This is a genomic window from Zeaxanthinibacter enoshimensis (assembly GCF_004362865.1).
GTDB classification, from domain to species: domain Bacteria; phylum Bacteroidota; class Bacteroidia; order Flavobacteriales; family Flavobacteriaceae; genus Zeaxanthinibacter; species Zeaxanthinibacter enoshimensis.
This window is the reverse complement of record NZ_SNYI01000002.1, coordinates 710,099-732,545: the sequence shown is the minus strand read 5'-3', so window position 1 is coordinate 732,545 and position 22,447 is coordinate 710,099. Positions and strand designations below refer to the sequence as shown.

Here is a 22,447-nt window from a genome sequence, read left to right as displayed (position 1 = left end):
TGACGCAGCTGTTGCAGTTTTGTTACAAGCTATGCCCGATTTCACCGCTGAATGCTTTTCCCTACTTTTGTGTAAAATTTATTTTATGGTGCAGAATGATACAATTGTCGCATTAGCTACTCCTTCCGGGGCCGGGGCAATTGCCGTGATCCGGGTTTCTGGGAGCGATTCTCTGGCTATAGCTTCAGGGCTTTTCCGATCTGTCAGCGGGAAGAAGCTCGCTGTACAGAAAACCCATACCATTCATCTGGGACATATCGTGGACGGGAACCGCACCATAGACCAGGTCCTGGTCTCTGTTTTCAAAAACCCGAATTCCTATACCGGGGAAGATGTGGTAGAGATCTCCTGCCATGGTTCTCCCTATATCCAGCAGGAGATCCTGCAGTTATTTCTCAGGAATGGATGCAGGATGGCACAAGCCGGGGAATTCACCCTGAGAGCCTTCCTTAACGGCAAAATGGACCTCAGCCAGGCAGAGGCGGTGGCAGACCTGATCGCCTCGGAGAACGAGGCCTCGCACCAGGTGGCCATACAGCAGATGCGTGGAGGTTTCAGCAACGAGATCGCAATGCTGAGGGAAGAGTTGCTCAATTTTGCTTCCCTGATGGAACTGGAGCTCGATTTTGCAGAAGAAGATGTGGAATTCGCCGATCGTAGCCAGTTTAAAGCCCTCATTAGTAAAATAGAAGAAGTGCTGAAGCGGTTGATCGATTCGTTTGCTGTAGGCAACGTGATCAAGAATGGAATTCCTATTGCCATAGTTGGTGCTCCCAATGTCGGGAAGTCAACGCTTCTCAATGCCTTGTTGAAAGAAGAGCGCGCCATAGTATCTGAGATCGCGGGTACCACCAGGGACACCATAGAAGACGAGATCTCTATTGGCGGGATCGGTTTCCGTTTTATAGATACCGCGGGGATCCGGGAGACTACCGATGTAGTTGAAGGAATCGGGATACAGAGAACCTTTGAAAAGGTCGATAAGGCACAGGTAGTCATTTACCTGTTCGACAGTTCAGATACCGATGAAAATGCAAAGGTAGAAGTGGAAAAGATCAGGAATAAATACCCGCAGAAACCGCTGATCGTGATCATGAACAAATCAGACCTGCTCAGTGAAGAGCAGAAAAAGCATTGGAAACAGCAGGTACCTGAAGGTCATTTTATGTCGGCCAGTACAGGCGAGGGGGTTGAAGAACTAAAAGAGCAATTGCTCAATTTTGTCAATACCGGTGCCTTGCGGAATAACGAGACCATTGTCACCAATAGCAGGCATTACGATGCCTTGTTAAAGGCCTTGGAAGCAACCCAGAAGGTGCGTATGGGCATGGAAGACGACTTACCCGGCGATCTGCTCGCCATCGATATCCGGCAGGTCCTCTACCATTTTGGGGAGATCACCGGGGAGATCAGCACGGACGACCTGCTCGGGAATATTTTTGCAAACTTCTGTATCGGGAAGTAATATCTCCACTATTCTAATTATTATAAATTGATTCGAACGCTTTCCAGGCCTTCCAGGATCCTTCTTCGTTTTGGGCCGGCCTTTTCGGCCAGGGTGTACTGGACTTCAGCCTCGGAATACCTGCCCCTGGCGACTAACCAGTCTGCATAAAGCTCCCGGGTAGGTTTCTGGATTGGAGGCGGACCATAGTTATAACTGATACTCTCCTCAAGTTCTATGGATCTCAGCAGGTGTTCTTCAGCCTCTGTATGACTTCCGGCCAGATCTTCCCGTAATGCCAGGAGCTGTTGTTGCCTGGCCTGGGCGGAAACAATATCTGACGGCGTTGCCTCAGCCCGTGTAACGTTAGAACACAGAGTGGAAGCCGCATTTCCCTGTACATAGGTTTCCCGCTTTATATCGTATTCCATTAATGTAATGATACTATCCATGAGCATCGTATCCTTTGCACCATATCCTTTCATCCCTTCTAAGAAGTTGTACTGGGTCCGGACAGATATATTCAGGTCGGAAATTTGTACCGGGATACCTGCTATGGGACTATCCCATTCATCGGTCTCATTCAGGTAAGTCCCTTTTAAGAAGACCATATGTACCCGTGCCCTGGGCGAAGGTTTTTCATTCATGTATTGCTGCATGTCCAGGACCATCTTCCGGGCTTCTGCCCTGTTATCCTGCTGTAAATACCCATACTCCAGCCAGTGGTAGGCATGGTATCCCCGGGCGTCATTATCCAACTGCTTCCGCTTCATCCTGTTCAAACTGGCCTGGTAGGAGTCGATATTAGACGATACAACCCGGTCCCACATCCCCATGGCCACGTAAATATGGGAAGGCATATGCAAGGCGTGACTGGCATCAGGGGCTACCTTCGCATAGGCATTAGCAGCTTCCAGGGCCAGGGCGGCGTGTTTAGGGTCATCGTAAGAGTGGATCGTATAATGCAAGGCTCCCGGGTGTTCAGGATTTTCAGCCAGGATCCCCAGCGCAATCTTAGCTCCCTTCCCGTAGAGTTCTTCATCGCGCCCGTCCGGAACAGAACCCAGCAGTGATAAGGCATAAAACGCAGCGACCTCATGGTTGTCAGGATATTTTTTCAACAAGCGTTCCATATATTGCGAATAGGCCACATCCCGTTCTGCTTTTTCTTTATTTGCAGCAAACAGGATCTTTACGGCCTGAATGAAATCCTGCTCTAGTTCTGATGCATCGTTATAAGTTCTGATGGAATCTAATCTCTTTAATACCCCTACCCCCTGCTCATAGTCCTGTTCGGACCAAAGGCTGTGGTTATAGGTCATCACTTCTCCCCAATAAGCCATGGGCATTTCTGGATCCAGTCTTTGTGCTTCGCGGAAGGATTCCCGGGCATCCTCGTATTCGAATGAATGCAATAACAGGAGTCCCCTTTCAAATTCAGAAACGGCTTCTGAGCTCCCGCTGACTTCGAGATTAACCATCCCGAGGAATTCTGTTTTAGGTGTATCTCTTTTACAGCTTAAAAAGAGTATTGCAGCAGTGAGTATTACAATGAATTTCATGGCCCTGGACTTTATTCAGCTGAAGAACTGATTATTACCATAAAGTTACTGATTTATTCAGGAGAAAAACACCAGTTCACCCCACGGAACTCAGAGTAAAGGCAGGTTAAGATTTGTTGATTCCAGGTGATGAGGTTGAAGAGCTGAAAGAACAACTGCCAATTTTGTAAATACCGGTGCCTTGCGGAATACCAAAACCATAAATCATAGATTCGATCGAAGGACACGCTTACCTCCATCACTCGTAACTATAACCTGGTTACCTAATCACGAATAATATCGTGGCAGGCCTAAAATAAAAACCCCCGGCTATTAGCCAGGGGATGTATAATTAGTTTTGTTAAAGGTTTAATTGCCTTGGCTCAGTGAAAAACTACCGTCACCTGAAAAATTAGTAAGGGTAATAGTAACGCTCCAGATTCCGGATACTCCGGCTTCAGTAACTCCTGAGAAGGAATCCTGGTCAGCGTTTCCGCTGAGGTTACGGTCCAAGACGATCATACCTTCTGCATCTTGTACAACCATTCGGAAACTTCCGTCAACTCCAGCAGTGATATCTGCATTGTACTCTGCGGTGGCACTGGAGTTGTTCCAGATAAAGGTTCGGTCTGCATTGCCGCCGGTACCGGTGAAATCACCATCTACATCGCCGTTAAAGTCATCACCGTCTTCAAAGAGAACGGTACCATTAACTCGCACTTGAGCCATGGCGTCATCTTCTTTGCTGCAGCTCACCGATGTTACGGCCAGAGCGCCAACAAATAATACTAAGTAAAATTTTAAAAATCGCATAATGGGTTAATTTGGGGTTTAAGCAATAACAACTAAAACGAAAAAAACCCTACTAAATTGCACTAATAAATTTCCTTAAACTGTATTATCACAATATTTGTGATGACCTAATTCAGCATCCGGAAATCCTTGGGGGACTGTCCCACCCGCTTTTTAAAAAGCCTGCTGAAATGTTGCGGATATTTAAATCCCAGTTCGTATGCGATCTCGCTGACCGACTTGCTGTGATCAAAAACCTTTTCCTTGGCCACCTCGATAAGTTTGGTTTGAATGTATTCCTGGGCAGACTTTTCAGTTTCCTTTTTCACCAAGTCACCAAAGTAATTGGGAGACAAGTGTAGTTTGTCGGCAAAATAGCGTACGGAAGGCAGTCCGTGGGTTTTAGGTTTCTCCGAAGAAAGATACTCGTTCAGCAGAACATCAAATTTTTTCAAAGAACCTTGGTTCACAACTTCGCGCGTCAAAAACTGCCGATCATAGAACCGAAGGCAATAATCCAAGAATAGTTCTATGTTGGCCACGATCAGTTTTTTGCTATGCTTGTCCAGGTTCTGTTCCAGTTCGAACTGGATCTTGTCCAAAACGCTTAAAATTACCTTTCGTTCCTTAGTGGATAGGTGCAAGGCCTCGTGAGTGGAATACGAAAAAAAATTGTACTGGTGCATTTTCTTGGCCAATTCGGTACCCAATAATAGGTCGGGATGAAAGAGCAGCGCATATCCCTTAGGAACATAATCGGGATCGTAGTCGCCCAGTTCCACTAGTTGTCCCGGTCCCATGAAGACTAGTGTGCCCTCATCATAATCATAGTCCTTGCCACCATATTGTAGCTTACAGCCCTTGGCATCCTTTAGAAAAACGGCATAACAATGATAACGAAAGGCCTCATAAGGTTCATTGGTATATTTGGTTAGGTCCACTTTATCAAAATCCACAATACTAACCAAAGGATGTAACACTTCATAATGTCGCAATTTGCAATAGTCCGATACTGCTTTGATTTCCAAAATGTTATTCATTTCACTTTCGATTTTAAACTAAAGATAAGCGATTGATTTACAATAAATCAAGAGGCTTAGCGAAAAGCCGTAATAATGGTATGATTATCCGTAATCTAGGTACTTAAATTTGACCTTGACGGTCTTACTTTCGTGTCATGGAATACAAAACCTGTAGAGTATAACAAAGAAAGTATGAAAACAATATTGATTATAACATCGAAATATGATAGGTCAACCGTATTGTTGACTTTCCTTGCTTTTTTTCTGGCAATGGCACATTTGCAGAGCCAGATAATCACTGAAAGCACGGAAACCAAAAAGTATCAAGCAAAGGCGCCCTCGACACAGGCTTTTGGAGCGGAGGCCTTTGATCCGTCTGACAAAACCACCTTGCGATGGCTTGGCATGGGGGGCTTTTTCATAAACAGTAGGGGCACTACCATGATGGTTGACCCACTCCTCAAAGGTTTTGATATGCCTGTAATGATAGAATATCCAATAAAAACCGAAGAGGTTCCCAATTTAGATGCCGTATTGGTCACCCATGCGGATAATGATCATTATAGTGTACCAACAACTAACGATTTGTCAGAAGTTACCAAGTCTTACCACAGTACCCAATTTGTCGGCTCGTTGTTAAGAAATGAAGGGTTGCCGGGCATGGGCCATGATATTGGCGCTGTTTTTAAGGTTGGACCCGTACAGATAACGGTAACCCCTGTAGACCACGCATGGCAAAATGCCTATCCGGGTACAAGCCCAAGAAATTTTAAGGATGAGGATTCCTGTGGATTTTGGATAGAAACCCCTGACGGGACCATTTGGGCAACCGGAGATTCCAAATTGATGCCCGAACACCTAACCATGCCCACACCCGATGCAATTCTATTTGATTGGTCGGATAGCGAATGGCATTTTACCTTTAAAGGTGCCGTAAAATTGGCAAATGCCTACCCGAATACCATCTTGCTTCTCAATCATTGGGGGTCGGTTGACGCTCCCGATTTCCCTCCCTTTAATGCCGATCCGAAAGACCTGAATGACGTGGTGGTTAATCCGGAAAGGATTGTGGTATTGGCGCCCGGGGAACCATTTACCCTCGAACGCATAAAAAAGTAATAATGATGAAGTATTTTCTTTTGCTTGCATTTGGTATTTTATTTGCAGCCTGCGATGGTTCAAACTCTGTGCAACAGGTCAATATGAAAGCTGACACGGTATTGATGGGCGTTTTTAAAACCGGGGATGTTGATAAGCTAGATAGAATCATTGCCGATGACATTTTAAATCATTCAAGAGGGGGGCAAGTTGGCCTCGATAACCTAAAGCTTTTAATAAACGGCTTTCATCTGAACATGAAGAATCCTAAGATGGAGGTAATAAGAAAAATGGCCAATGATGACTATGTTTCGGATTCGGTGCGTTTTATCGGTGGCAACCCTACTGTTGTAATCGAAAGTATTGAGGTTACACGTTCTTACGATGGTTTGGCGAAATGGACATTGGTTTTTTCCAAGCTTGCAGGATAAGCCGTAAAAATGAAAAACACTTTACACATACTACTATTCTTATTTTTGGGGATAGCCATCGGAAAAGCTCAAAAAGAGGGCGGGAAATTCCTTGATGATTTTCGGGGAACGGCCAGCGTCACCCATAACGGTATCTCTTTGGTACCCTCTTTTTCCTTGGGCGATCCGGCTTTGCTTTTCGATTTAAAGTCTACCAAAGGAAGATTGAGTTTTGAACCAGATATGCGTTTTGCCCTTGAAGGTAAACCCTGGTCATTCCTATTCTGGTTTCGTTACAAAGCCATTGAAAAGGACCGGTTCTCCTTCCGCATCGGAGCTCACCCCGCACTGAATTTCAGAACAGTCTCAGTTCTCAGGGACGGGCAGTCCGAAGACATCCTGGAATCCCGACGTTACCTTGCGCTCGAATTAGTACCGAATTATAAGATTTCCGAGCAGGTAAGTTTCGGTGTATACTATTTACGTGGCCAGGGATTTGACGCGGGAATTAAAACCACTAATTTTTTGGTACTGAATACGACACTGACTTATATTTCTATCACGGATGACCTCTATTTAAATATATCACCCCAGGTATATTACCTGACGACCGATGCCTTAAAAGGGTTTTATACAGTCGCTTTTCTGACCCTGGGCAAAAGAGATTTTCCTTTCTCCCTTTCCGCCATTCTGAACAAGGCAATCGATACCGAAATTGCACCTGAAGAAAGTTTCACTTGGAATGTATCCTTGAATTATAGTTTTGGAGGGACAGGGAGGAAAATTACCGGAAATCAAAACCAATAAGTTTGAAGGCTAAAAAATTACCTTATTGCTAATCTTATAGCTCATATTCATGAGTCTTAAAATTAATCAGATAGTAAACGAAGCGACTCCCTTTTAGTTTCATAAGCGTTTTGTAAACCTTTATATTTATACTATGAGGCAGTAATTGACATATCACCAGGATTATCTGTAATTAGGGTAGACAAAACCGTAATCAGGGTAAACATAGCGGTTTCAACAATCCTTATTTTTATGGATGCACAAGCATTATGCTTTTGTATTAGATGAATAGACTTAAAATATTTCATATGAAATATCTAAAACCAATACTGTGTCTGTTATTCTTTTCAGCGCTATTTGGGTTTTCTGAGAACTTGAAAGCGCAAGACGGTACAGAATCCACCTCCCAAATAGATAGTAAACAACGTTCGTTAATAACCATTGCTTCATTGACTGCAAAGGGCGACCTGGACGACCTGGAAGCTGCCCTGACTACAGGACTTGAGACCGGGATGACCGTAAACGAGATCAAAGAGGTCATGGTACATCTCTATGCCTATTGCGGCTTTCCCCGCAGTTTGCGAGGTTTACGGACTTTTATAAAAGTCCTGGAGGAACGGAAAGCCAGGGGTATCGAAGATAGAATGGGAGCCGAGGCCTCACCTGTACAGGACGACCGCACTAAATATGAGCGGGGAAAAGCCAATCTGGAAGCCTTATTAAAGACAAAACTGGATGGCCCTGGTACTGATTATGCACAATTTGCTCCTATCATCGAAGTCTTTTTAAAAGAACATCTATTTGCCGATATTTTTGATCGAGATGTGCTGAATTACCAGCAAAGAGAACTAGTCACCATTTCTGTTTTGATGACCATAGGTGGGGTGGAACCCATGTTGCGCTCCCATATGAATATATGTCTGATACAGGGGCTTACTCCTTATCAATTAGAAGAAGCAATAAACTTACTTGAGCAACACCTGGAGAAAGAGAAGATCCAATCGGCCCGGGAAGTCTTAAGCTCTTTATTAAAATAATTTTAAGCCTCGTTTTATGAGAAGCAAATTACTGTTACCTGTCGCCCTAATCGCTATGATGCTCATCTCCTGTAAACAAGAAGAAGATGCAAACCTGGCCGAAAATGACACGACCGAGATCTTTCCGAAAGGAGAAAAAATTACCAATAGTAATTTCGTAGGTGATGCCTGGGTACAAATGCTTATTACTGCCGATAGCATTAATCGGAATTCCGTTGGCAATGTAACCTTTGCCCCCGGAGCCCGTACAAACTGGCATTCCCATCCCAACGGGCAAATTATCCTGGCTCTAGAGGGTACAGGATATTACCAGGAAAAAGGTAGCAAAAAGAGGATACTTCGTAAAGGAGATGTCGTAAAGTGCCCGGCAAACCTCCCTCATTGGCACGGCGCCGGTCCTGATTCGGAATTTGTTCAATTAGCCATCACCAGCCGGGTAAGCGGACCCACTGAATGGCTGGAGGCTGTTACGGACGAGCAATACAGATCAGATCATACCAAAGATTAAATAAAATTAATTCCCGCAATGAAAAAGAACAGGTACAACACCCCGGTACAACAAAAAAAACGGGCCATTGCGTTTGGCGCATTATTATTGTGCGTGTTCTTGGGAAATGCCCAAACACAACCCATCAGCATACATGAACAAGGCAGCTTTGCAGTTGGGGGTAAGGTAAAGACCAGCCCCGGTAGCTTTGACCCTATTGCCCATGGGGCATTCAACCCCGCGGATCAAAGCACAGAAGGACAGACCCTTCACGGCGACCACGCCACGGTCCTCTACCAAATACCAGTAAATGCTAATGAATTGCCCATGGTTTTCTGGCACGGCTATGGCCAGTCTATGCGTACCTGGCAGACCACCCCTGATGGCAGGGAAGGTTTTCAAAGTATATTTTTACGTCGTGGTTTCCCGGTCTATTTGCTGGACCAGCCTCGAAGAGGTCTTTCCGGACGGAGTACAGAACCCACAACCATTAATGCTTCGACAGATGACCAGCTTTGGTTTGGTATTTTCAGGTTGGGTATGGGTACGGAATTCTATCCGGACGTCCAGTTTTCTAAGGATCCGGAAGCACTAAACCAGTATTTTAGGCAAATTACTCCTGATACGGGTCCGCTGGACATTAATGTTAACATTGACGCAGTATCCGCACTCTTCGATAAAATCGGCGAGGGTATCCTGGTAACCCACTCCCACAGCGGAGGGCAGGGATGGATGACCGCAATTAAAACCCCGAATATCAAGGCAATTGTATCTTATGAGCCCGGAAGTAATTTTGTATTTCCCGAGGGCGAGGTGCCGGAAACCATTCCGTATATGGGAGGTGCATTGAGTGCCAGAGGAGTACCACTACGCGATTTTAAAAAACTGACCGAAATACCCATCGTAATCTATTACGGCGATAATATTCCTAATGAACCCGTGGAAAACCCGGCACAGGAACAATGGCGCGCTGCGGTCACCATGGCCAAATTATGGAGGGATACCGTCAATAAACACGGTGGTGATGTGACCCTGGTGCAACTTCCGGATGTCGGTCTTAAAGGTAATACCCATTTCCCTATGTCGGATCTGAATAATCAAGAAGTGGCTGAGCTGTTGTCCGGTTGGTTGAAGGAAAAGGGGCTCGATAAGCATTAAAATGTTGTATAAATTAAAAATGAAGCAAATGAAAAGAATATCTTATTTCTTGATATTATTAATAGCAATCGGTCAATCCTTACTGGCCCAGGAATCCATTTTTCCCAGGGGTATAAAAGCCCCGAACGTTCACCATACCGGCGATATCTGGCTTAGCCATTTAATTGATGCTGATGACACTTTTGACTGGAATGTTGCCCAGGCGGTATCCGCCCCCGGGGCAAAGCTGGACTGGCACCTGCATCCCAAAGGGCAGCAATTATTGATCACCCATGGAGTAGGATATTATCAGGAAAAAGGAAAAGAGGTACAGGTGGTTCGCGCTGGCGATGTGGTCAAATGCCTACCTGGTGTGGAGCACTGGCACGGAGCAGCTCCAAACAGCCCGGTTACATATTTAGCCATCAGTGGGAATGCACCTACGCAATGGACGGAGAAATTGACTGACGAAGCCTATAATGCCATTCCGGTACCCGAAGAGAGAAGTGCAGGCGTAAAAGAAAAAATCAAGAATTTGTCCAAACAGAAATGGCAGTGGATGGCGGATAAAAATGTCGATAGCTTGGCTGTACTTTTTCCACGATAAGTCAAAGTTTGTGCACATGAGCGGATCCTGGAAAAAGGAAAGGGAATTGGAAATTATTGAATCCGGTAGTATCTGGTATAAAAATGCAGAGGTGCATGATGTTGCAGTAGAGATTTTCGGAGATGACACTGCCGTACTCTGGAACCGGATCACGCTCACGGCCAACGTAAGGGGAAATGATGTTGAGAACGAGTTTACCGTAACGGAATTCTATCGAAAGGAAGGTGAAGATTGGAAATTACTGGACCTGACCTTCAGCAGTGTACGGGACACCCATGAAATTGAACATTAATTAAAAAACACTATGATGAATAAAAACCTGATTTTAGGTGCCCTTATGGCTTTTTTAAGCATAACAGTCGCTATGGCGCAATCCACGGACATTGAACAGGAAATCAAAGAACTCTCCGCCCAAAAATGGCAATGGATGGCCGACAAGGATGCGGACAAGCTTGCCGAACTGTTTCATGATAAGGCAAAATTCGTACACATGGGCGGTACCTGGGGAAAGGACCGGGAAGTGGACATCATCCGAAGTGGTGGAATACATTATAAAAAGGCGGAGATCCATGAGACCATGGTAGAAGTGTTGAATGACAAGACCGCTATTCTTTGGAATCGAATTACTTTGTTGGCTGTCGTGGGTAATAATGAAGTAACCAACCCTTTTATGGTTACGGAGGTCTATGTAAAGGAAAATGGCACATGGAAATTGGCCGACCTGACCTTCAGCAAAATCCTTCAAACCAGCGAATGATATACACGTGCTGAAGAAGATCCATTTTCTGATATACTTATTGGTCACTATCTCTTTTTTCGCACAGAACAAAGGGGTAATCTCAGAAGATATTCTGATCGTTTACCTGTCTCGTACCAATAATACTAAAGCAATAGCAGAACTTATACAGGAACAGTTGGGTGGAGATCTCGTGGCCATTGAATTAGAGACGCCCTACCCCGAGGACTACGATGCCATCGTAAAGCAGGTAGCAAGGGAAAATGCCACTGGTTACTTACCTCCCCTGAAAACCAGGATAGATTTGGATAAGTATTCCACCATTTTTATTGGATTTCCCACCTGGGGCATGCAGTTACCACCTCCTGTGAAATCCTTTTTGGTTAATAACGATCTAGGAGGGAAAACGGTGGTTCCCTTTAATACAAACGCCGGTTATGGTGTTGGCAGTAGTTTCAGGACGGTAAATGAACTTTGTGTGGACTGCAAAATCCTTAAAGGCTTCCAAATAAAAGGGGGTGTAGAACGCGATGGAATTTTGCTGGCAATTAAAGATGAGAAAAGAGAACAGGCCAGGAAGCTGGTACAGGCATGGCTGGCTGAAATCAGTCCTGGTATCCCGAGGTAATACTCATGAAATAATTTAACATTATTTACCTCAAATTCAATAGCTTATCTGCGCTGACCTTTAAGAAAAATTCATAATTTAATAGAAACAATTACAACCATGGCAAACTACACCTTAAACATCAACGGGAAATCCCGGGAAGTGGACGTTGATCCCTCAACACCCATGCTCTGGGTATTGCGAGACCATGTGAAACTGGTCGGCACAAAATACGGATGTGGGATCGCGCAATGCGGCGCCTGTACCGTTCATCTGGACGACACCGCTGTCAGATCCTGCCAAATTCCTGTTTCGGCAGTTGGAGACAAGAAGATCACCACCATAGAAGGCTTATCAGAAAACGGGGACCACCCGGTACAGCAAGCCTGGCTGGAGATTGATGTTCCCCAATGCGGCTACTGCCAGGCCGGGCAGATCATGTCTGCCAGTGCCCTGTTAAAAAGAAATCCCAGTCCTACAGACTCCGAGATTGACACCGCCATGGATGGAAACATTTGTCGCTGCGGCACCTATACCCGTATCAAAAAAGCTATCAAAACAGCTGCCGGGAACCTATCCTGATCCACTTAAAAAACAACCATCATGACATTAATTAAAACACATATCGGACGAAGGGCATTTATTAGGAATACCAGCCTTGCCGGCGGTGGACTGGTTCTTGGATTCAGTTTCCTGAATTCCTGCAAGCAGGGACAGGCAGAAACAATGGCCGTAAGAGACATGCCCAAGGAGTGGTTCGAGATTAATGGCTACCTCAAAATAGGTGAAAATGGCCTGGTTACCATTATGTCTCCTAACCCGGAGATCGGGCAGAATGTTAAAACCTCAATGCCCATGATCGTTGCTGATGAGCTCGAGGTCGACTGGAATGATGTGATCGTGGAACAGGCTCCTCTTAATACCAATCTCTACAGTTGGCAGGTAGCCGGCGGCAGCAGGTCTATCAGCAGTTCCTGGCAGAACCTGAGAATGGCCGGTGCCACGGCGAGGCATATGCTGAAAGAAGCAGCCGCTAAGGCCTGGCAGGTCCCTGTAGATGAAATAGAAGCCAAATCAGGGGTGCTTTCCCATGAGGCCAGCGGAAAATCTGCAGGATACGGGGAAATGGCTTCGGCTGCCTCCCTTGAAGAAGTGCCGGAGGAGGTTGAACTGAAAGACAGGTCCGAATTCTCGATCATCGGATCGTCCAGGAAGAATGTCGACGGGAAAAAAATTGTCACAGGACAGCCCTTATTTGGGATAGATGTTCAAAGAGAAGGAATGCTGATCGCTACCCTGGCGCACCCCCCTGCTTTTGGAATGCAGTTAAAATCACTTGATGCTGAAGCAGCTAAAAAAATGCCCGGCATTCGTGATGTTTTTGCGATAAAACTATTTGATGACGATTTTAAACGCAGTGCCTTTCACCATACCGCTTTTAATTCGGTTGTCGCCGTTGTAGGAGAAAGCACCTGGGAGGTCATGCAGGCTAAAAAAGCATTAAATATTGAATGGGAGAAGGCCCCCAGTACTTCGGTAGAAATGTCGATGTTCGGGAACGATATGAAAGTCAATTACCCGGCCGGACTGGAAAGTACTGCCAGCCATCGCCAGCAAATGGAAGAGCTGAATTCCAAAAAAGGAAGAGTCGTCCGTAAAGATGGAAAGCCCGAAGCAGCTTTTAAAAATGCCGCTAAAATTATAGAAAGAAGTTATACCTGTCCCTTCCTTGCACACAATACTATGGAGCCGATGAACTTCTTTGCACATGTCACAGAAGACCATGCAGAACTGCTGGGCCCTACCCAGACTCCTGAATGGATGGAACCAGCTATTGCCGAACTCCTAGGACTCCCACTGGAAAATATCGATATTAATATGACCCGGCAGGGAGGTGGATTTGGTCGCAGGCTTTATGGACACTTTATGATCGAAGCCGCAGCCATTTCCCAAAAAGCAAAAGCCCCAGTAAAACTGGTATACAGCCGGGAAGATGATATGTCTCAGGGCACTTACAGGCCTGCCTATTATGCCACGTACCGGGCTGCACTTGATGCCGATAACAATCTGACAGCACTACATGTGAAGACCGGTGGCATCCCCGAAAGTCCGTTGTTTGCCAACCGGTTCCCGGCCGGCGCATTGGATAATTACCTGGCGGAAGACTGGACAATAGAATCCAATATTACTACCGGTGCTTTCAGGGCACCGAGATCTAATTTCATCGCCGGGGCCGAACAGTCATTTCTTGACGAAGTGGCTGAAGCGGCAGGGAAGGATCCTATCGAATTCAGGTTAGAACTATTGAAAAAAGCACAGGAAGATCCAGTTGGCGAAAATAACGATTATGATCCTGCACGCTATGCCGGGGTACTGGAACTTGTAAGGGAAAAATCGAACTGGAATACCTCCCGGGATATGCATCGCGGGGTCTCCGCTTATTTCTGCCACAACAGTTATGTGGCCCAGGTTCTGGATATCGCCATGGAGAATGATAAGCCGGTAGTACAAAAGGTCACTACCGCCATAGATTGTGGTATCGTGGTCAACCCGGATGCTGCGAAGAATTTAGCCGAAGGTGGCGTGGTAGATGGTATAGGACATGCGATGTACAGCGCCATTACCTTTAAGGACGGAGCCCCTGAACAGACAAATTTTGACAAGTACCGGTTGATCAGGCACAGTGAAGCCCCAAGGGAAATCGAAACTTACTTCGTGGATAACGGAATTGACCCGACCGGCCTGGGTGAACCTCCCTTCCCTCCTGTTATGGGTGCTTTAGCTAATGCCTTGTACAAAGCGACCGGCAGAAGACATTATCATCAGCCGTTTATTACGGATAAACCACCAATTGTGGGGTAAAATAATGAGATCGACCCGGTTCATTTAAAGCTATTCTTTAATAAATGAAGGTAACTAGCTATTAGTCAATTATTTAACAGGATAAAGAGGCTGTAAAAAAATCGATTGACGGGAACTAGTATCCTGCTAGTTTTGTGAAAGGGGGATGCAGATACGGAATTCAGTACCCTGCCCTTCTTCACTGCTGGCGCTGATCACCCCGTTGTGGTTTTCCACGATCTTCTTAACAATAGAAAGCCCGATCCCAGTACCAATATACCTGTCTTTCGGATGAAGTCGCTGGAATACCTCGAAAATGCGGTCTGCGTACTTCTGTTCAAACCCGATCCCGTTGTCCCTGACCATGATGCAACAATATTCCGATTCCGGCTCAGCCTTGTTGTGGTTTAATTTTTTGCCTTTAATGACAGTACCTTCAATGTGAATTTCCGGAGTTCTATCCGGGCTACGGAATTTAAGGGAATTGGAAATTAAATTAAAGAGTAATTGCTGGAATTGGAATGGAATGACGGGTGCAGTAGGTAATTCCCCGATCACTATTCTGGCGTCCTGTGCTTCCAGTTCTTCCTGCAGGGTTCCTGTAACTTGTTCTGCCAGTTCAGCCAGATCTGTCCGTTCAAAGTTCCTTTCTTCGGTACTGGTCCTGGAATAAGCCAGAAGATCCTGGATAAGGGCCTGCATCCGCTCCGCAGCCTGCTGCATCCTGTTAAATTTATCCTTACTTTTATCGGTCAGGTTCTCAAAGTCCAATGACATGATCTGGGAACTGAAGGTCTGGATCTTCCTTAAAGGTTCCTGCAGGTCATGACTGGAGATATATGCAAATGCCTCCAGTTCTTTGTTCATTTCACCCAGGACCTTGTTGGATTCTGCCAGGGCCTTTGTTCTTTCGGCCACTTCATCCTCAAGTTTCCGGGTAAAAGCTTTCTGGTCATCAATATTGACTCCTGTGCCAATATAACCCGCAAGTTTATCATCTTCATACCTGGGAACTGCCCTGATGTGGAACCAGTTATATTCCCCGGTAGCAGCTTCTTTAACCCGGTGTTCGTATTCAAAGGGTTCCCTGGACTGGCTGGCCTCCTGGAAGGTCTTTACGATCACAGGCAGGTCATCCGGATGCACAACATCTTGCCATACCTTACCGAGGAATTGTGATAGATCACTCAGCCCGATATAATTGAGCATTTGCCCGTTCGCATATTCTACATTAAGACCGGTATCAGCCATCCATACCCAGACAGGGGATTGTTCTGCGAGCAGCCGGAATCTCAGTTCACTTGCCATCAGCAGGTTTTCAGCTTTCCTGCGTTCAGAAATATCCCTGGCAATTGCGTGCATATAAGCTTTACCACCCAGGGTGATCCCTGTAAGCGTAACCTCTACGGGATATGTCTCCCCCTGCTTGTTGATATGCGTGGTTTCGAACAGGGGAATCGAATTCTTTTGTGCCTCTTTGAATAATTCTCGGAATCCCTCCAGGTCAAATACAGTATCAACATCGGGAACTTTCAGAGTTCTGGCTTCCTCTTCAGTATATCCCCATTTTTCTAATGCCGCCTCGTTCAGGTATTTAAAAGAGCCGTCTTCCCTCATCAGGATAAAGGGATCGATAGCGTTTTCAGCTATGATCTTAAAGAGTTCGAAGCTATGCTCTATCTCTTTTCTTTCCGTAATATCCGTAAATATCCCGATATAGCCCGCAAAGCTGCCGTCAGGTTTAAAACGGGGTGTGGCATTGGCTAAAATCCAGCGATAATTACCATCTGCGGATTTGACTCTGACTTCCCCGTAAAAGGAGCTCTTTTCTCAAAGGAACCAAAATACAATGATGAAAAAGGCTCAAGATCTTCCGGGTGCACGAAATTTGTCCATCCTGTCCCGGTAAGCTCATCCATTTCTGCACCAGTAAGTTTGGTCCATGCAGGGTTAAAATAGGTAGCTTCACCAGTCTCATCCCCAGTGACGATATACAAATCCGTATCCTCGGCCATACTGCGGAAACGTCGCTCACTGTTCCTGAGATCTTGCTGGCGTTGAACCAAAGCGGTAGTTTCACTACATACGGTCAATACCGCCGTAATCTCCCCTTTCTCATTGTGAACAGGCGAGTAACTGAAGGTCCAGTACATGTTTTCCACTACCCCGTTCCGGTAAAACGGGATCAATTGATTTTCACGGTATACTTTCCCTTCCCCCTTACTTACTTGTCGTAATAAAGGTTCGATTTCCGGCCATATTTCGGGCCAGGCCTCTTTCCCCTTCATTCCCAGGATAGAGGGATGTTTTCCAGTCTTCCCGAGGCTTGGTCTGTATGCATCATTATAGAAGCATAAATAATCATCTCCCCAGAAAAGGAACATAGGAAATTCTGAATTCAGCACTATATCCAGGGTCACTTTAAGCTCATTAGGCCATTGTTCAGGATCACCTAAACCGGTTTTTTCCCAATCCAGGGACCTGGTAAGCCTGGCCATCTCACCTTCACCATGTAAAAAATAAGGGGTGTTAGTTGTTTCAGACATAATTCGCTAACTGGGAGATTTATTTAAAGAAATATTGAAAGACATTTTGGGGTGTTGTCAAATTTTACAGCTTATTAAAAATACTTCCAAGGATTATACCCTTTACAGTGTTAATGACAAGATTGTAAACATACTAAAATACGAAGTCTGTAATACTTCCCGTAAAGCTGTCCCATTGAAAATTGACACGATAGAATAATATTTTATTGGTTTCTAAAATAGTAACCTTGAATCGATGAACCCATTAAGCTTTTGAGTCCTTAGCTTCATGTTGGTCAAAGATGTACTTTTTAATAATATTTTACGTCCAATGAATTAGGTAGAATTATGGTGAACTGGGTTCCTTGTTTGAGACGCGTATTGGCAAGGATGCGGCCGTTATGGAGCTCGACAATCTTCTTACAATAAGCCAGTCCCAATCCTCTCCCACTGTTTTCATGAAATTTTTGCAACAAACCAAAGATCCGATCATTAACGTTCGGCGGGAATCCTGAGGCATTATCTTTGAACTGGATTTGTAGAAAATCAATATAACGGTAGGCTCCAGTAAGTGATTTGTAGTAATTATCGGTTACGATCTCCGATTTTATCTCTACTTCGACAGGCCGGTCCGGGTCCCTGAACTGCCATGCATTGGCGAGCAATTCCCGGAAAACCCGTGTGAGTAAGGTGATATCCCCGAATACCCTGCTCTCCTTGATGCCCTCGAGGTTCACTTTAATTTCATCGTTACCTATCCTGCTGTGAGCCGCACCAATAATTTCTTCGAGATCACCTTCGGCGGCATCATTCATCCTGTCTTCCAGGGAATGAAAACTTTGTAAGCGGGCGATCAGTTCATGGGCGTATTCTGACAACCTGAGAAGTTTTACCAGGTAGGTCTGTAATTCAGGATTTAGTTCTTTCTTATCGATCTTGCCTTCTAAAAGACCGGCAAAGAGCCGGACTTTCCTCATAGGCTCCTGCAGATCATGTGATAAGATCTTATTGAATTCCACATGTTCCCGGTTAATACGCTTTAAGTCATGGAGTTGGCGCTCCAGTAGGTCCTGGTTCCTTTCGAGCTTGGACTTCATATCCAGCAACAGTACATTTTCCTTAAGTGCCGTCTCGGCGGCTTCTTTGGCCTCTATAATACTTTTCTCGAATTTATTACGCTTCTCGATCTGGATTCCCGCAGCGTGGATCACGCGTTTACCTTCCTTTTCTTCTAAGGTAAGATTGATCAGTACCGGAAAATCCTGTTCTTGCTTGGTGTTGAAGGATAAAAACATCTCGTTCACCTTATGCTGCATCATCAGCATCGGCAAAAAATGTGTTTTAAAAAAAATACGGCTGCCTTTGGTCAGTATATCTTCAAACCTGAAATCAGGAATCAGTTCATCCCGTTCATAACCTAACGATCTTAAAAGAATATCGTTTATGTCCGTTAAATAACCGTCTACCGTAAAGCTGAATAAATAACAGGGGAATTGTGTCGAAGCTTCATTCATGAGATCGCCAGCTCCGTTTCCAGGTAACGCGAAATACATTCGATCGTTTCCTCGGGATGACTCATGTGAGGGCAGTGCCCGGTAGCATCCATATAATAAATTGTACTGTTTTCTAACTTATCATTTACGTACTCACCCACCTCTTTGGGGGCAATATCATCCTCGGAGCATTGGAGTACCAGGCTTGGTACCTTGACTTTGGACAGGTCTTCTCGGTTGTCTGAGAAAAAGGTGATCCTGGCAAAATTCTGGGTGATCTCTTTGTCCATTGAACAGAAACTTTTTTCAAGTTCTTCGGTCAGGCCGGGTTGCTCCTGGTTCTTCATCACCACAGGGGCCAGGAAACTTGCCCACCCAACATAATTATTATCCATAACTTCCATCAGCCCTTCAAGATCTTTCTCTTCAAATCCACCACGATAGCCCGGTTTATTAATATAACATGGAGATGGACAAACCAGTATTAATGAGCGGAAATAATCCGGTCGCTTTATAGAAGCCAGCATTCCTACCATAGAGCTGACGGAATGACCGACGAGAATAACATCCTTTAAATTGAGACTTTCACAAATTTCGATAATATCCTGGGCATAGCCGTGCAGCGAACTGTAGCGCTCCTCGGTGAACTGGGATATATCTGACTTTCCACATCCCACGTAATCAAAGAGAACGATCTTGTAATCTTTTTCATAAGCAGGAATTATGTAACGCCACATGGTCTGATCACATCCGAAACCATGCGCAAACATCAGTACCTGGGTACCTTCACCCAGCACTCTCACATTATTTCTTTTAATTACATCCATCGCCTGTCATTTAGAATATTAAAGATAATAGATTACCTAATTTAAGGATTCTTCAAAGTTCATTTTTTTAAACAAAATTTCAAGATTTGCGACCAAATATATTTACAATCTTACATTAAACAGAAGATATCTCTTACATATCACTATGAAAGTCGCAAAACGGAAAAATTTATTCAACTTTTAGCTCCATTGAGCCATGTTAATTACTTGTGGATTAATGCTTTACACCTGAAGCCACTTTTGAACCTTTCGGTCCAAACCAAAAATCAGCTATTATTGATCTCTACTCGCAGCTTTATCAAGGATCCGAATTCTTCGTTCGTATATCATAAAAAAAGAGGGCAACTGCCCTCTTTAAATATTGCAGGTAATCAGGGATTACCGTGTACCGTCTTTACTCATATGTGGCTGAAGTGATGCTTCGTACTCTTCCATATCTTTACGGATCATCATTTTCATCTCTTCATCCTCCATCATTCTTCTAAGGATCTCTTTCCTGAATTCAGAATCTTCGGACATTCTGACTATGACCATGTCAACCATTTCCGGGTCATTAGCGAAGTCATCCCTGAGGTCGGCCATAACGGCTTCCCTGAAATCCTGATCCTCCATCAGTTTGTCTTTTACGTTAAGGCATAACTGTGGGTTCTCATTTAGTTTCTCCTGCATCAGAGCTTTCATTCGCTGTTGCAGTTCCGGTTGATCGGCAACCAGGGATTTTACTTTTCCGCTCTCCATCATATCCAGGTGATCTTTGATAAGGATCAGTTCGGCCTGTCTTATATTATGAGCTTTTTCCAACAGGTCTGTAAAATTATCTTCATCCGAGACAATGGTCTGGAACATCCTGTTCTTATAATCCTCGTCTTCTAATTGCTCTGCGGTCGATTTGTTCGCACCACAGCTCGCCATTAATAAGGCGGTACCTGAGATCAATAAAGTATTTCTGAATAGTTTCATTTTTATAATTTTAGGTTAATAGAATTCCGGGACACCTTACAGCATCCTTGATCAGTGCACGGGTTTTAACCAGTGCTCAGTTTGTCCTTGTAAACGAAGTTTACACAGGAAAAAATATTTTAACTCTTTGGTGTGATTGTTTCTTTAATGGATCCACAGTTGGCCATCTTTTCCCCGAAATAAGGGTTTCGGATTTCTTTGGAATCTGAAAGCCAGTAGCCTCCCTTATTATTGAATGCCATAGGACAGTACTGCTTATAGATCTGGCCATTCTGCAGGTTGTCGTAGATCAGTGGCTCCAGTTCATGGGTAAATTCGGAGAACAGCTGTCGTTGTGTGTCTATATCCTTTGCCCTGGAGATATCTGCAGCAAGATTTTCAAGTTCGGGTTGCTGTTCATCAAATCCTCTTGCCATGTTCGCCGCAGCTACAGAAACGGCATCCTGGTCTCCCTCGAAAAGAGCGTTTTTCACCTCGAGGTAATGATGAAAGACAGCACCATCTAAGCCTGTATCAAAAGAAGTTTCGGCCATGTCTGTAGTCATTTCCCCCATGGTGTCAATTTCTGATTCTTCAACCGTCACTTTTTTTTCATCCTTCTCCTCTTTACAAGATAATACTGTGAGAGGGATCAATAAGAATAAAGCGAGTCGCGATACTGTTTTCATGTGTTCTTTTTATTTGATGGCAATATGTTGAAATTATACCAGGAGTACGTTCTTTATTGGCGCAAATCTTAATGGTATATAAAGACACCTCTTTTTTTTAAGGGTTTTTAACAATTGAGACTTACAGCAAGAAAACCTATTTTTGCAGCTGAATTGCAACCACCATGATTCACTTATTCAGTAAAAAGCATTTCCTGGTCGACCAGCTGGAAAATTTTGTTGATATACACAACCATATTCTCCCGGGGATAGATGACGGTGCTAAGACTGTAGAAGATTCCCTGGCGCTTATTAAAGGGTTCTCAGAATTTGGAGTTAAAAACTTCGTGGCCACCCCGCACATCATGCACAACTACTACCCCAATACAAAAGAGAGTATTGAGAAGGCGCATGGTAAGGTGAAAAATGAGTTGGTGGAAATGGGTATGGATGATATTGAGCTTGGCTTTGCCGCCGAGCATATGATCGATGAGAACTTTATTCCCCTGGTAGAGAAAGGAGATATTCTGCCCCTGAGAAAAGGTTATCTGCTGGTAGAGATGTCTTACCTGCAGCCGCCTATTCATTTTGACGAGGCTATCGTTAAGGTAGCCAGCAACCACCAGTTTCCAGTACTCGCACATCCGGAGCGATATGCCTTTTTGCATCAACGGTTCGGGAAGTATAAAAAATTCAGGGCCGAGGGCATTTTATTCCAGCTGAACCTCTTAAGCTTAAGTAATTACTACGGTAAGGAAATACCGAAAATCGCTCACAGGCTGTTGGAAGAAAATATGATCGATTTTATTGGGTCTGATGTTCACAATATGCAGCAATTACAGTCTTTAAAAGAAGTGACCATTTCCAGGAAGATCCAGAAAATGGTCACGCCGGTGATTCACAAGACTATTGAAACCTTTTATTAGAATTATTTCTTTACCACCAATTGTTTATAGAATGAATTCCCATCTTCCGTAAGGAATTGCAGGTGGTAGGTTCCTTCTTCCAGGCCATCCACTTTAACTTCATGTTGTTGAATTCCGGTTCCGGCCCTCCCATTTAACTTCTGTGTTCTCACTAATCGCCCTGATGCGTCAAAGATCAGGATTTGTTCCAGTCGTGGGATATTCTGATCGAGAACTACATTGGCTAACTCAGACGTCGGGTTCGGATACAGTTCCAGCTTGTATATGTCCTTATTGAGGGTGATGATCAGGGGATCTGTCACAGCGGATTTGGCTGCATTATTATTACAGTTAGAGGCTGCATTACCTGTCCCATTGGGCACACTACCTGTCTTGGTGACGTACACTTTATCCAGGCCAACCCCATCTTCACGATGGCCAAAATCGATGGTGTTTATTCCATCCACCAGGTTATAGGTTACAAAATTTGTACGCTGTTCCTGGTTATGCACCTGGTGCCAGCTGAAGAAATCACCTCCAGGAAT

At 44.6% G+C, this 22,447-nt stretch carries 24 protein-coding genes; 14 read left to right on the top strand and 10 right to left on the bottom strand.

Annotation, left to right across the window (positions count from 1 at the left end; all coding sequences use genetic code 11):
- The first annotated feature begins 85 nt into the window (after positions 1-85).
- Entirely contained in the window at positions 86-1,465 is a 1,380-nt protein-coding gene (gene mnmE, locus CLV82_RS09375) for a tRNA uridine-5-carboxymethylaminomethyl(34) synthesis GTPase MnmE (RefSeq protein ID WP_133644042.1), read from the top strand.
- 20 nt (positions 1,466-1,485) lie between these two features.
- Here mnmE and CLV82_RS09370 read toward each other — a convergent pair whose 3' ends face one another.
- From CLV82_RS09370 to CLV82_RS09360, 3 genes are all read right to left on the bottom strand, one after another.
- Positions 1,486-3,006: a tetratricopeptide repeat protein gene (locus CLV82_RS09370; RefSeq protein WP_133644041.1), complete on the bottom strand. Its 1,521-nt coding sequence runs from the start codon at positions 3,004-3,006 to the stop codon at positions 1,486-1,488.
- Positions 3,007-3,354: 348 nt separating this feature from the next.
- Positions 3,355-3,798 (bottom strand): hypothetical protein, encoded by a 444-nt coding sequence (locus tag CLV82_RS09365; RefSeq protein ID WP_133644040.1) that lies wholly within the window; start codon positions 3,796-3,798, stop codon positions 3,355-3,357.
- Between the two features lie 107 nt (positions 3,799-3,905).
- Positions 3,906-4,817, bottom strand: a complete 912-nt coding sequence (locus CLV82_RS09360; RefSeq protein ID WP_133644039.1) for a helix-turn-helix domain-containing protein — start codon at positions 4,815-4,817, stop codon at positions 3,906-3,908.
- A gap of 174 nt (positions 4,818-4,991) precedes the next feature.
- Between CLV82_RS09360 and CLV82_RS09355 the strand changes: the two genes are divergently transcribed.
- The 12 genes from CLV82_RS09355 (at position 4,992) to CLV82_RS09305 (ending at position 14,566) form a co-directional block, all read left to right on the top strand.
- The gene (locus tag CLV82_RS09355; protein WP_208107976.1) at positions 4,992-5,918 is read left to right on the top strand and encodes an MBL fold metallo-hydrolase; all 927 of its coding nucleotides are present in this window, start codon (positions 4,992-4,994) and stop codon (positions 5,916-5,918) included.
- A gap of 2 nt (positions 5,919-5,920) precedes the next feature.
- The gene (locus tag CLV82_RS09350; protein ID WP_133644038.1) at positions 5,921-6,328 is read left to right on the top strand and encodes a nuclear transport factor 2 family protein; all 408 of its coding nucleotides are present in this window, start codon (positions 5,921-5,923) and stop codon (positions 6,326-6,328) included.
- A 9-nt stretch (positions 6,329-6,337) separates the two neighbouring features.
- Entirely contained in the window at positions 6,338-7,114 is a 777-nt protein-coding gene (locus tag CLV82_RS09345; protein ID WP_208107975.1) for a hypothetical protein, read from the top strand.
- 287 nt (positions 7,115-7,401) lie between these two features.
- Positions 7,402-8,130 (top strand): carboxymuconolactone decarboxylase family protein, encoded by a 729-nt coding sequence (locus tag CLV82_RS09340; RefSeq protein ID WP_133644037.1) that lies wholly within the window; start codon positions 7,402-7,404, stop codon positions 8,128-8,130.
- A gap of 16 nt (positions 8,131-8,146) precedes the next feature.
- Entirely contained in the window at positions 8,147-8,638 is a 492-nt protein-coding gene (locus CLV82_RS09335) for a cupin domain-containing protein (protein ID WP_133644036.1), read from the top strand.
- An 18-nt stretch (positions 8,639-8,656) separates the two neighbouring features.
- The gene (locus CLV82_RS09330; RefSeq protein ID WP_133644035.1) at positions 8,657-9,775 is read left to right on the top strand and encodes an alpha/beta hydrolase; all 1,119 of its coding nucleotides are present in this window, start codon (positions 8,657-8,659) and stop codon (positions 9,773-9,775) included.
- A 28-nt stretch (positions 9,776-9,803) separates the two neighbouring features.
- A complete protein-coding gene (locus tag CLV82_RS14855; protein WP_243744180.1) occupies positions 9,804-10,361 on the top strand; it encodes a cupin domain-containing protein in 558 nt (185 codons plus the stop codon).
- Between the two features lie 16 nt (positions 10,362-10,377).
- The gene (locus tag CLV82_RS14850) at positions 10,378-10,653 is read left to right on the top strand and encodes a nuclear transport factor 2 family protein (protein WP_243744179.1); all 276 of its coding nucleotides are present in this window, start codon (positions 10,378-10,380) and stop codon (positions 10,651-10,653) included.
- Positions 10,654-10,725: 72 nt separating this feature from the next.
- A complete protein-coding gene (locus tag CLV82_RS09320) occupies positions 10,726-11,118 on the top strand; it encodes a nuclear transport factor 2 family protein (protein ID WP_243744178.1) in 393 nt (130 codons plus the stop codon).
- Between the two features lie 7 nt (positions 11,119-11,125).
- A complete protein-coding gene (locus CLV82_RS09315) occupies positions 11,126-11,725 on the top strand; it encodes a flavodoxin family protein (protein WP_208107974.1) in 600 nt (199 codons plus the stop codon).
- A gap of 99 nt (positions 11,726-11,824) precedes the next feature.
- Positions 11,825-12,286, top strand: coding sequence for a (2Fe-2S)-binding protein (locus CLV82_RS09310; protein ID WP_133644034.1), 462 nt, complete (start codon positions 11,825-11,827; stop codon positions 12,284-12,286).
- A gap of 21 nt (positions 12,287-12,307) precedes the next feature.
- Positions 12,308-14,566, top strand: a complete 2,259-nt coding sequence (locus CLV82_RS09305; protein ID WP_133644033.1) for a xanthine dehydrogenase family protein molybdopterin-binding subunit — start codon at positions 12,308-12,310, stop codon at positions 14,564-14,566.
- Between the two features lie 126 nt (positions 14,567-14,692).
- On the opposite strand, the gene CLV82_RS09300 is transcribed toward CLV82_RS09305, so the two are convergent.
- The 6 genes from CLV82_RS09300 to CLV82_RS09270 form a co-directional block, all read right to left on the bottom strand.
- Positions 14,693-16,315: a sensor histidine kinase gene (locus CLV82_RS09300; RefSeq protein WP_394346162.1), complete on the bottom strand. Its 1,623-nt coding sequence runs from the start codon at positions 16,313-16,315 to the stop codon at positions 14,693-14,695.
- Complete coding sequence (locus CLV82_RS09290) at positions 16,309-17,091, bottom strand: PAS domain-containing protein (protein WP_133644031.1); 783 nt, start codon at positions 17,089-17,091, stop codon at positions 16,309-16,311. Before CLV82_RS09290 ends, CLV82_RS09300 begins: the two co-directional genes overlap by 7 nt.
- Positions 17,092-17,381: 290 nt before the next feature.
- A complete protein-coding gene (locus CLV82_RS09285; protein ID WP_166636700.1) occupies positions 17,382-18,584 on the bottom strand; it encodes a sensor histidine kinase in 1,203 nt (400 codons plus the stop codon).
- The gene (locus CLV82_RS09280) at positions 18,581-19,390 is read right to left on the bottom strand and encodes an alpha/beta fold hydrolase (RefSeq protein ID WP_133644029.1); all 810 of its coding nucleotides are present in this window, start codon (positions 19,388-19,390) and stop codon (positions 18,581-18,583) included. Before CLV82_RS09280 ends, CLV82_RS09285 begins: the two co-directional genes overlap by 4 nt.
- 378 nt (positions 19,391-19,768) lie before the next feature.
- A complete protein-coding gene (locus CLV82_RS09275; protein ID WP_133644028.1) occupies positions 19,769-20,350 on the bottom strand; it encodes a hypothetical protein in 582 nt (193 codons plus the stop codon).
- Positions 20,351-20,469: 119 nt separating this feature from the next.
- On the bottom strand, positions 20,470-21,018 hold the full coding sequence (locus CLV82_RS09270; RefSeq protein WP_133644027.1) for a DUF3347 domain-containing protein: 549 nt from the start codon (positions 21,016-21,018) through the stop codon (positions 20,470-20,472).
- A 164-nt stretch (positions 21,019-21,182) separates the two neighbouring features.
- On the opposite strand from CLV82_RS09270, the gene CLV82_RS09265 reads away from it, so the two are divergent.
- Positions 21,183-21,923, top strand: coding sequence for a tyrosine-protein phosphatase (locus CLV82_RS09265; RefSeq protein ID WP_133644026.1), 741 nt, complete (start codon positions 21,183-21,185; stop codon positions 21,921-21,923).
- 2 nt (positions 21,924-21,925) lie between these two features.
- Here the strand turns inward: CLV82_RS09265 and CLV82_RS14720 are convergent.
- The coding region (locus tag CLV82_RS14720; protein ID WP_166636699.1) for a T9SS type A sorting domain-containing protein at positions 21,926-22,447 on the bottom strand (522 nt) is incomplete at its 5' end.

Excerpts from the sequence above, each read along its gene's own strand:
- mnmE (WP_133644042.1), top strand. The coding sequence starts at position 86 with ATGGTGCAGAATGATACAATTGTCGCATTAGCTACTCCTTCCGGGGCC.
- CLV82_RS09370 (WP_133644041.1), bottom strand. The coding sequence starts at position 3,006 with ATGAAATTCATTGTAATACTCACTGCTGCAATACTCTTTTTAAGCTGT.
- CLV82_RS09365 (WP_133644040.1), bottom strand. The coding sequence starts at position 3,798 with ATGCGATTTTTAAAATTTTACTTAGTATTATTTGTTGGCGCTCTGGCC.
- CLV82_RS09360 (WP_133644039.1), bottom strand. The coding sequence starts at position 4,817 with ATGAATAACATTTTGGAAATCAAAGCAGTATCGGACTATTGCAAATTG.
- CLV82_RS09355 (WP_208107976.1), top strand. The coding sequence starts at position 4,992 with ATGAAAACAATATTGATTATAACATCGAAATATGATAGGTCAACCGTA.
- CLV82_RS09350 (WP_133644038.1), top strand. The coding sequence starts at position 5,921 with ATGATGAAGTATTTTCTTTTGCTTGCATTTGGTATTTTATTTGCAGCC.
- CLV82_RS09345 (WP_208107975.1), top strand. The coding sequence starts at position 6,338 with ATGAAAAACACTTTACACATACTACTATTCTTATTTTTGGGGATAGCC.
- CLV82_RS09340 (WP_133644037.1), top strand. The coding sequence starts at position 7,402 with ATGAAATATCTAAAACCAATACTGTGTCTGTTATTCTTTTCAGCGCTA.
- CLV82_RS09335 (WP_133644036.1), top strand. The coding sequence starts at position 8,147 with ATGAGAAGCAAATTACTGTTACCTGTCGCCCTAATCGCTATGATGCTC.
- CLV82_RS09330 (WP_133644035.1), top strand. The coding sequence starts at position 8,657 with ATGAAAAAGAACAGGTACAACACCCCGGTACAACAAAAAAAACGGGCC.
- CLV82_RS14855 (WP_243744180.1), top strand. The coding sequence starts at position 9,804 with ATGAAAAGAATATCTTATTTCTTGATATTATTAATAGCAATCGGTCAA.
- CLV82_RS14850 (WP_243744179.1), top strand. The coding sequence starts at position 10,378 with ATGAGCGGATCCTGGAAAAAGGAAAGGGAATTGGAAATTATTGAATCC.
- CLV82_RS09320 (WP_243744178.1), top strand. The coding sequence starts at position 10,726 with ATGGCGCAATCCACGGACATTGAACAGGAAATCAAAGAACTCTCCGCC.
- CLV82_RS09310 (WP_133644034.1), top strand. The coding sequence starts at position 11,825 with ATGGCAAACTACACCTTAAACATCAACGGGAAATCCCGGGAAGTGGAC.
- CLV82_RS09305 (WP_133644033.1), top strand. The coding sequence starts at position 12,308 with ATGACATTAATTAAAACACATATCGGACGAAGGGCATTTATTAGGAAT.
- CLV82_RS09290 (WP_133644031.1), bottom strand. The coding sequence starts at position 17,091 with ATGTCTGAAACAACTAACACCCCTTATTTTTTACATGGTGAAGGTGAG.
- CLV82_RS09285 (WP_166636700.1), bottom strand. The coding sequence starts at position 18,584 with ATGAATGAAGCTTCGACACAATTCCCCTGTTATTTATTCAGCTTTACG.
- CLV82_RS09280 (WP_133644029.1), bottom strand. The coding sequence starts at position 19,390 with ATGGATGTAATTAAAAGAAATAATGTGAGAGTGCTGGGTGAAGGTACC.
- CLV82_RS09275 (WP_133644028.1), bottom strand. The coding sequence starts at position 20,350 with ATGAAACTATTCAGAAATACTTTATTGATCTCAGGTACCGCCTTATTA.
- CLV82_RS09270 (WP_133644027.1), bottom strand. The coding sequence starts at position 21,018 with ATGAAAACAGTATCGCGACTCGCTTTATTCTTATTGATCCCTCTCACA.
- CLV82_RS09265 (WP_133644026.1), top strand. The coding sequence starts at position 21,183 with ATGATTCACTTATTCAGTAAAAAGCATTTCCTGGTCGACCAGCTGGAA.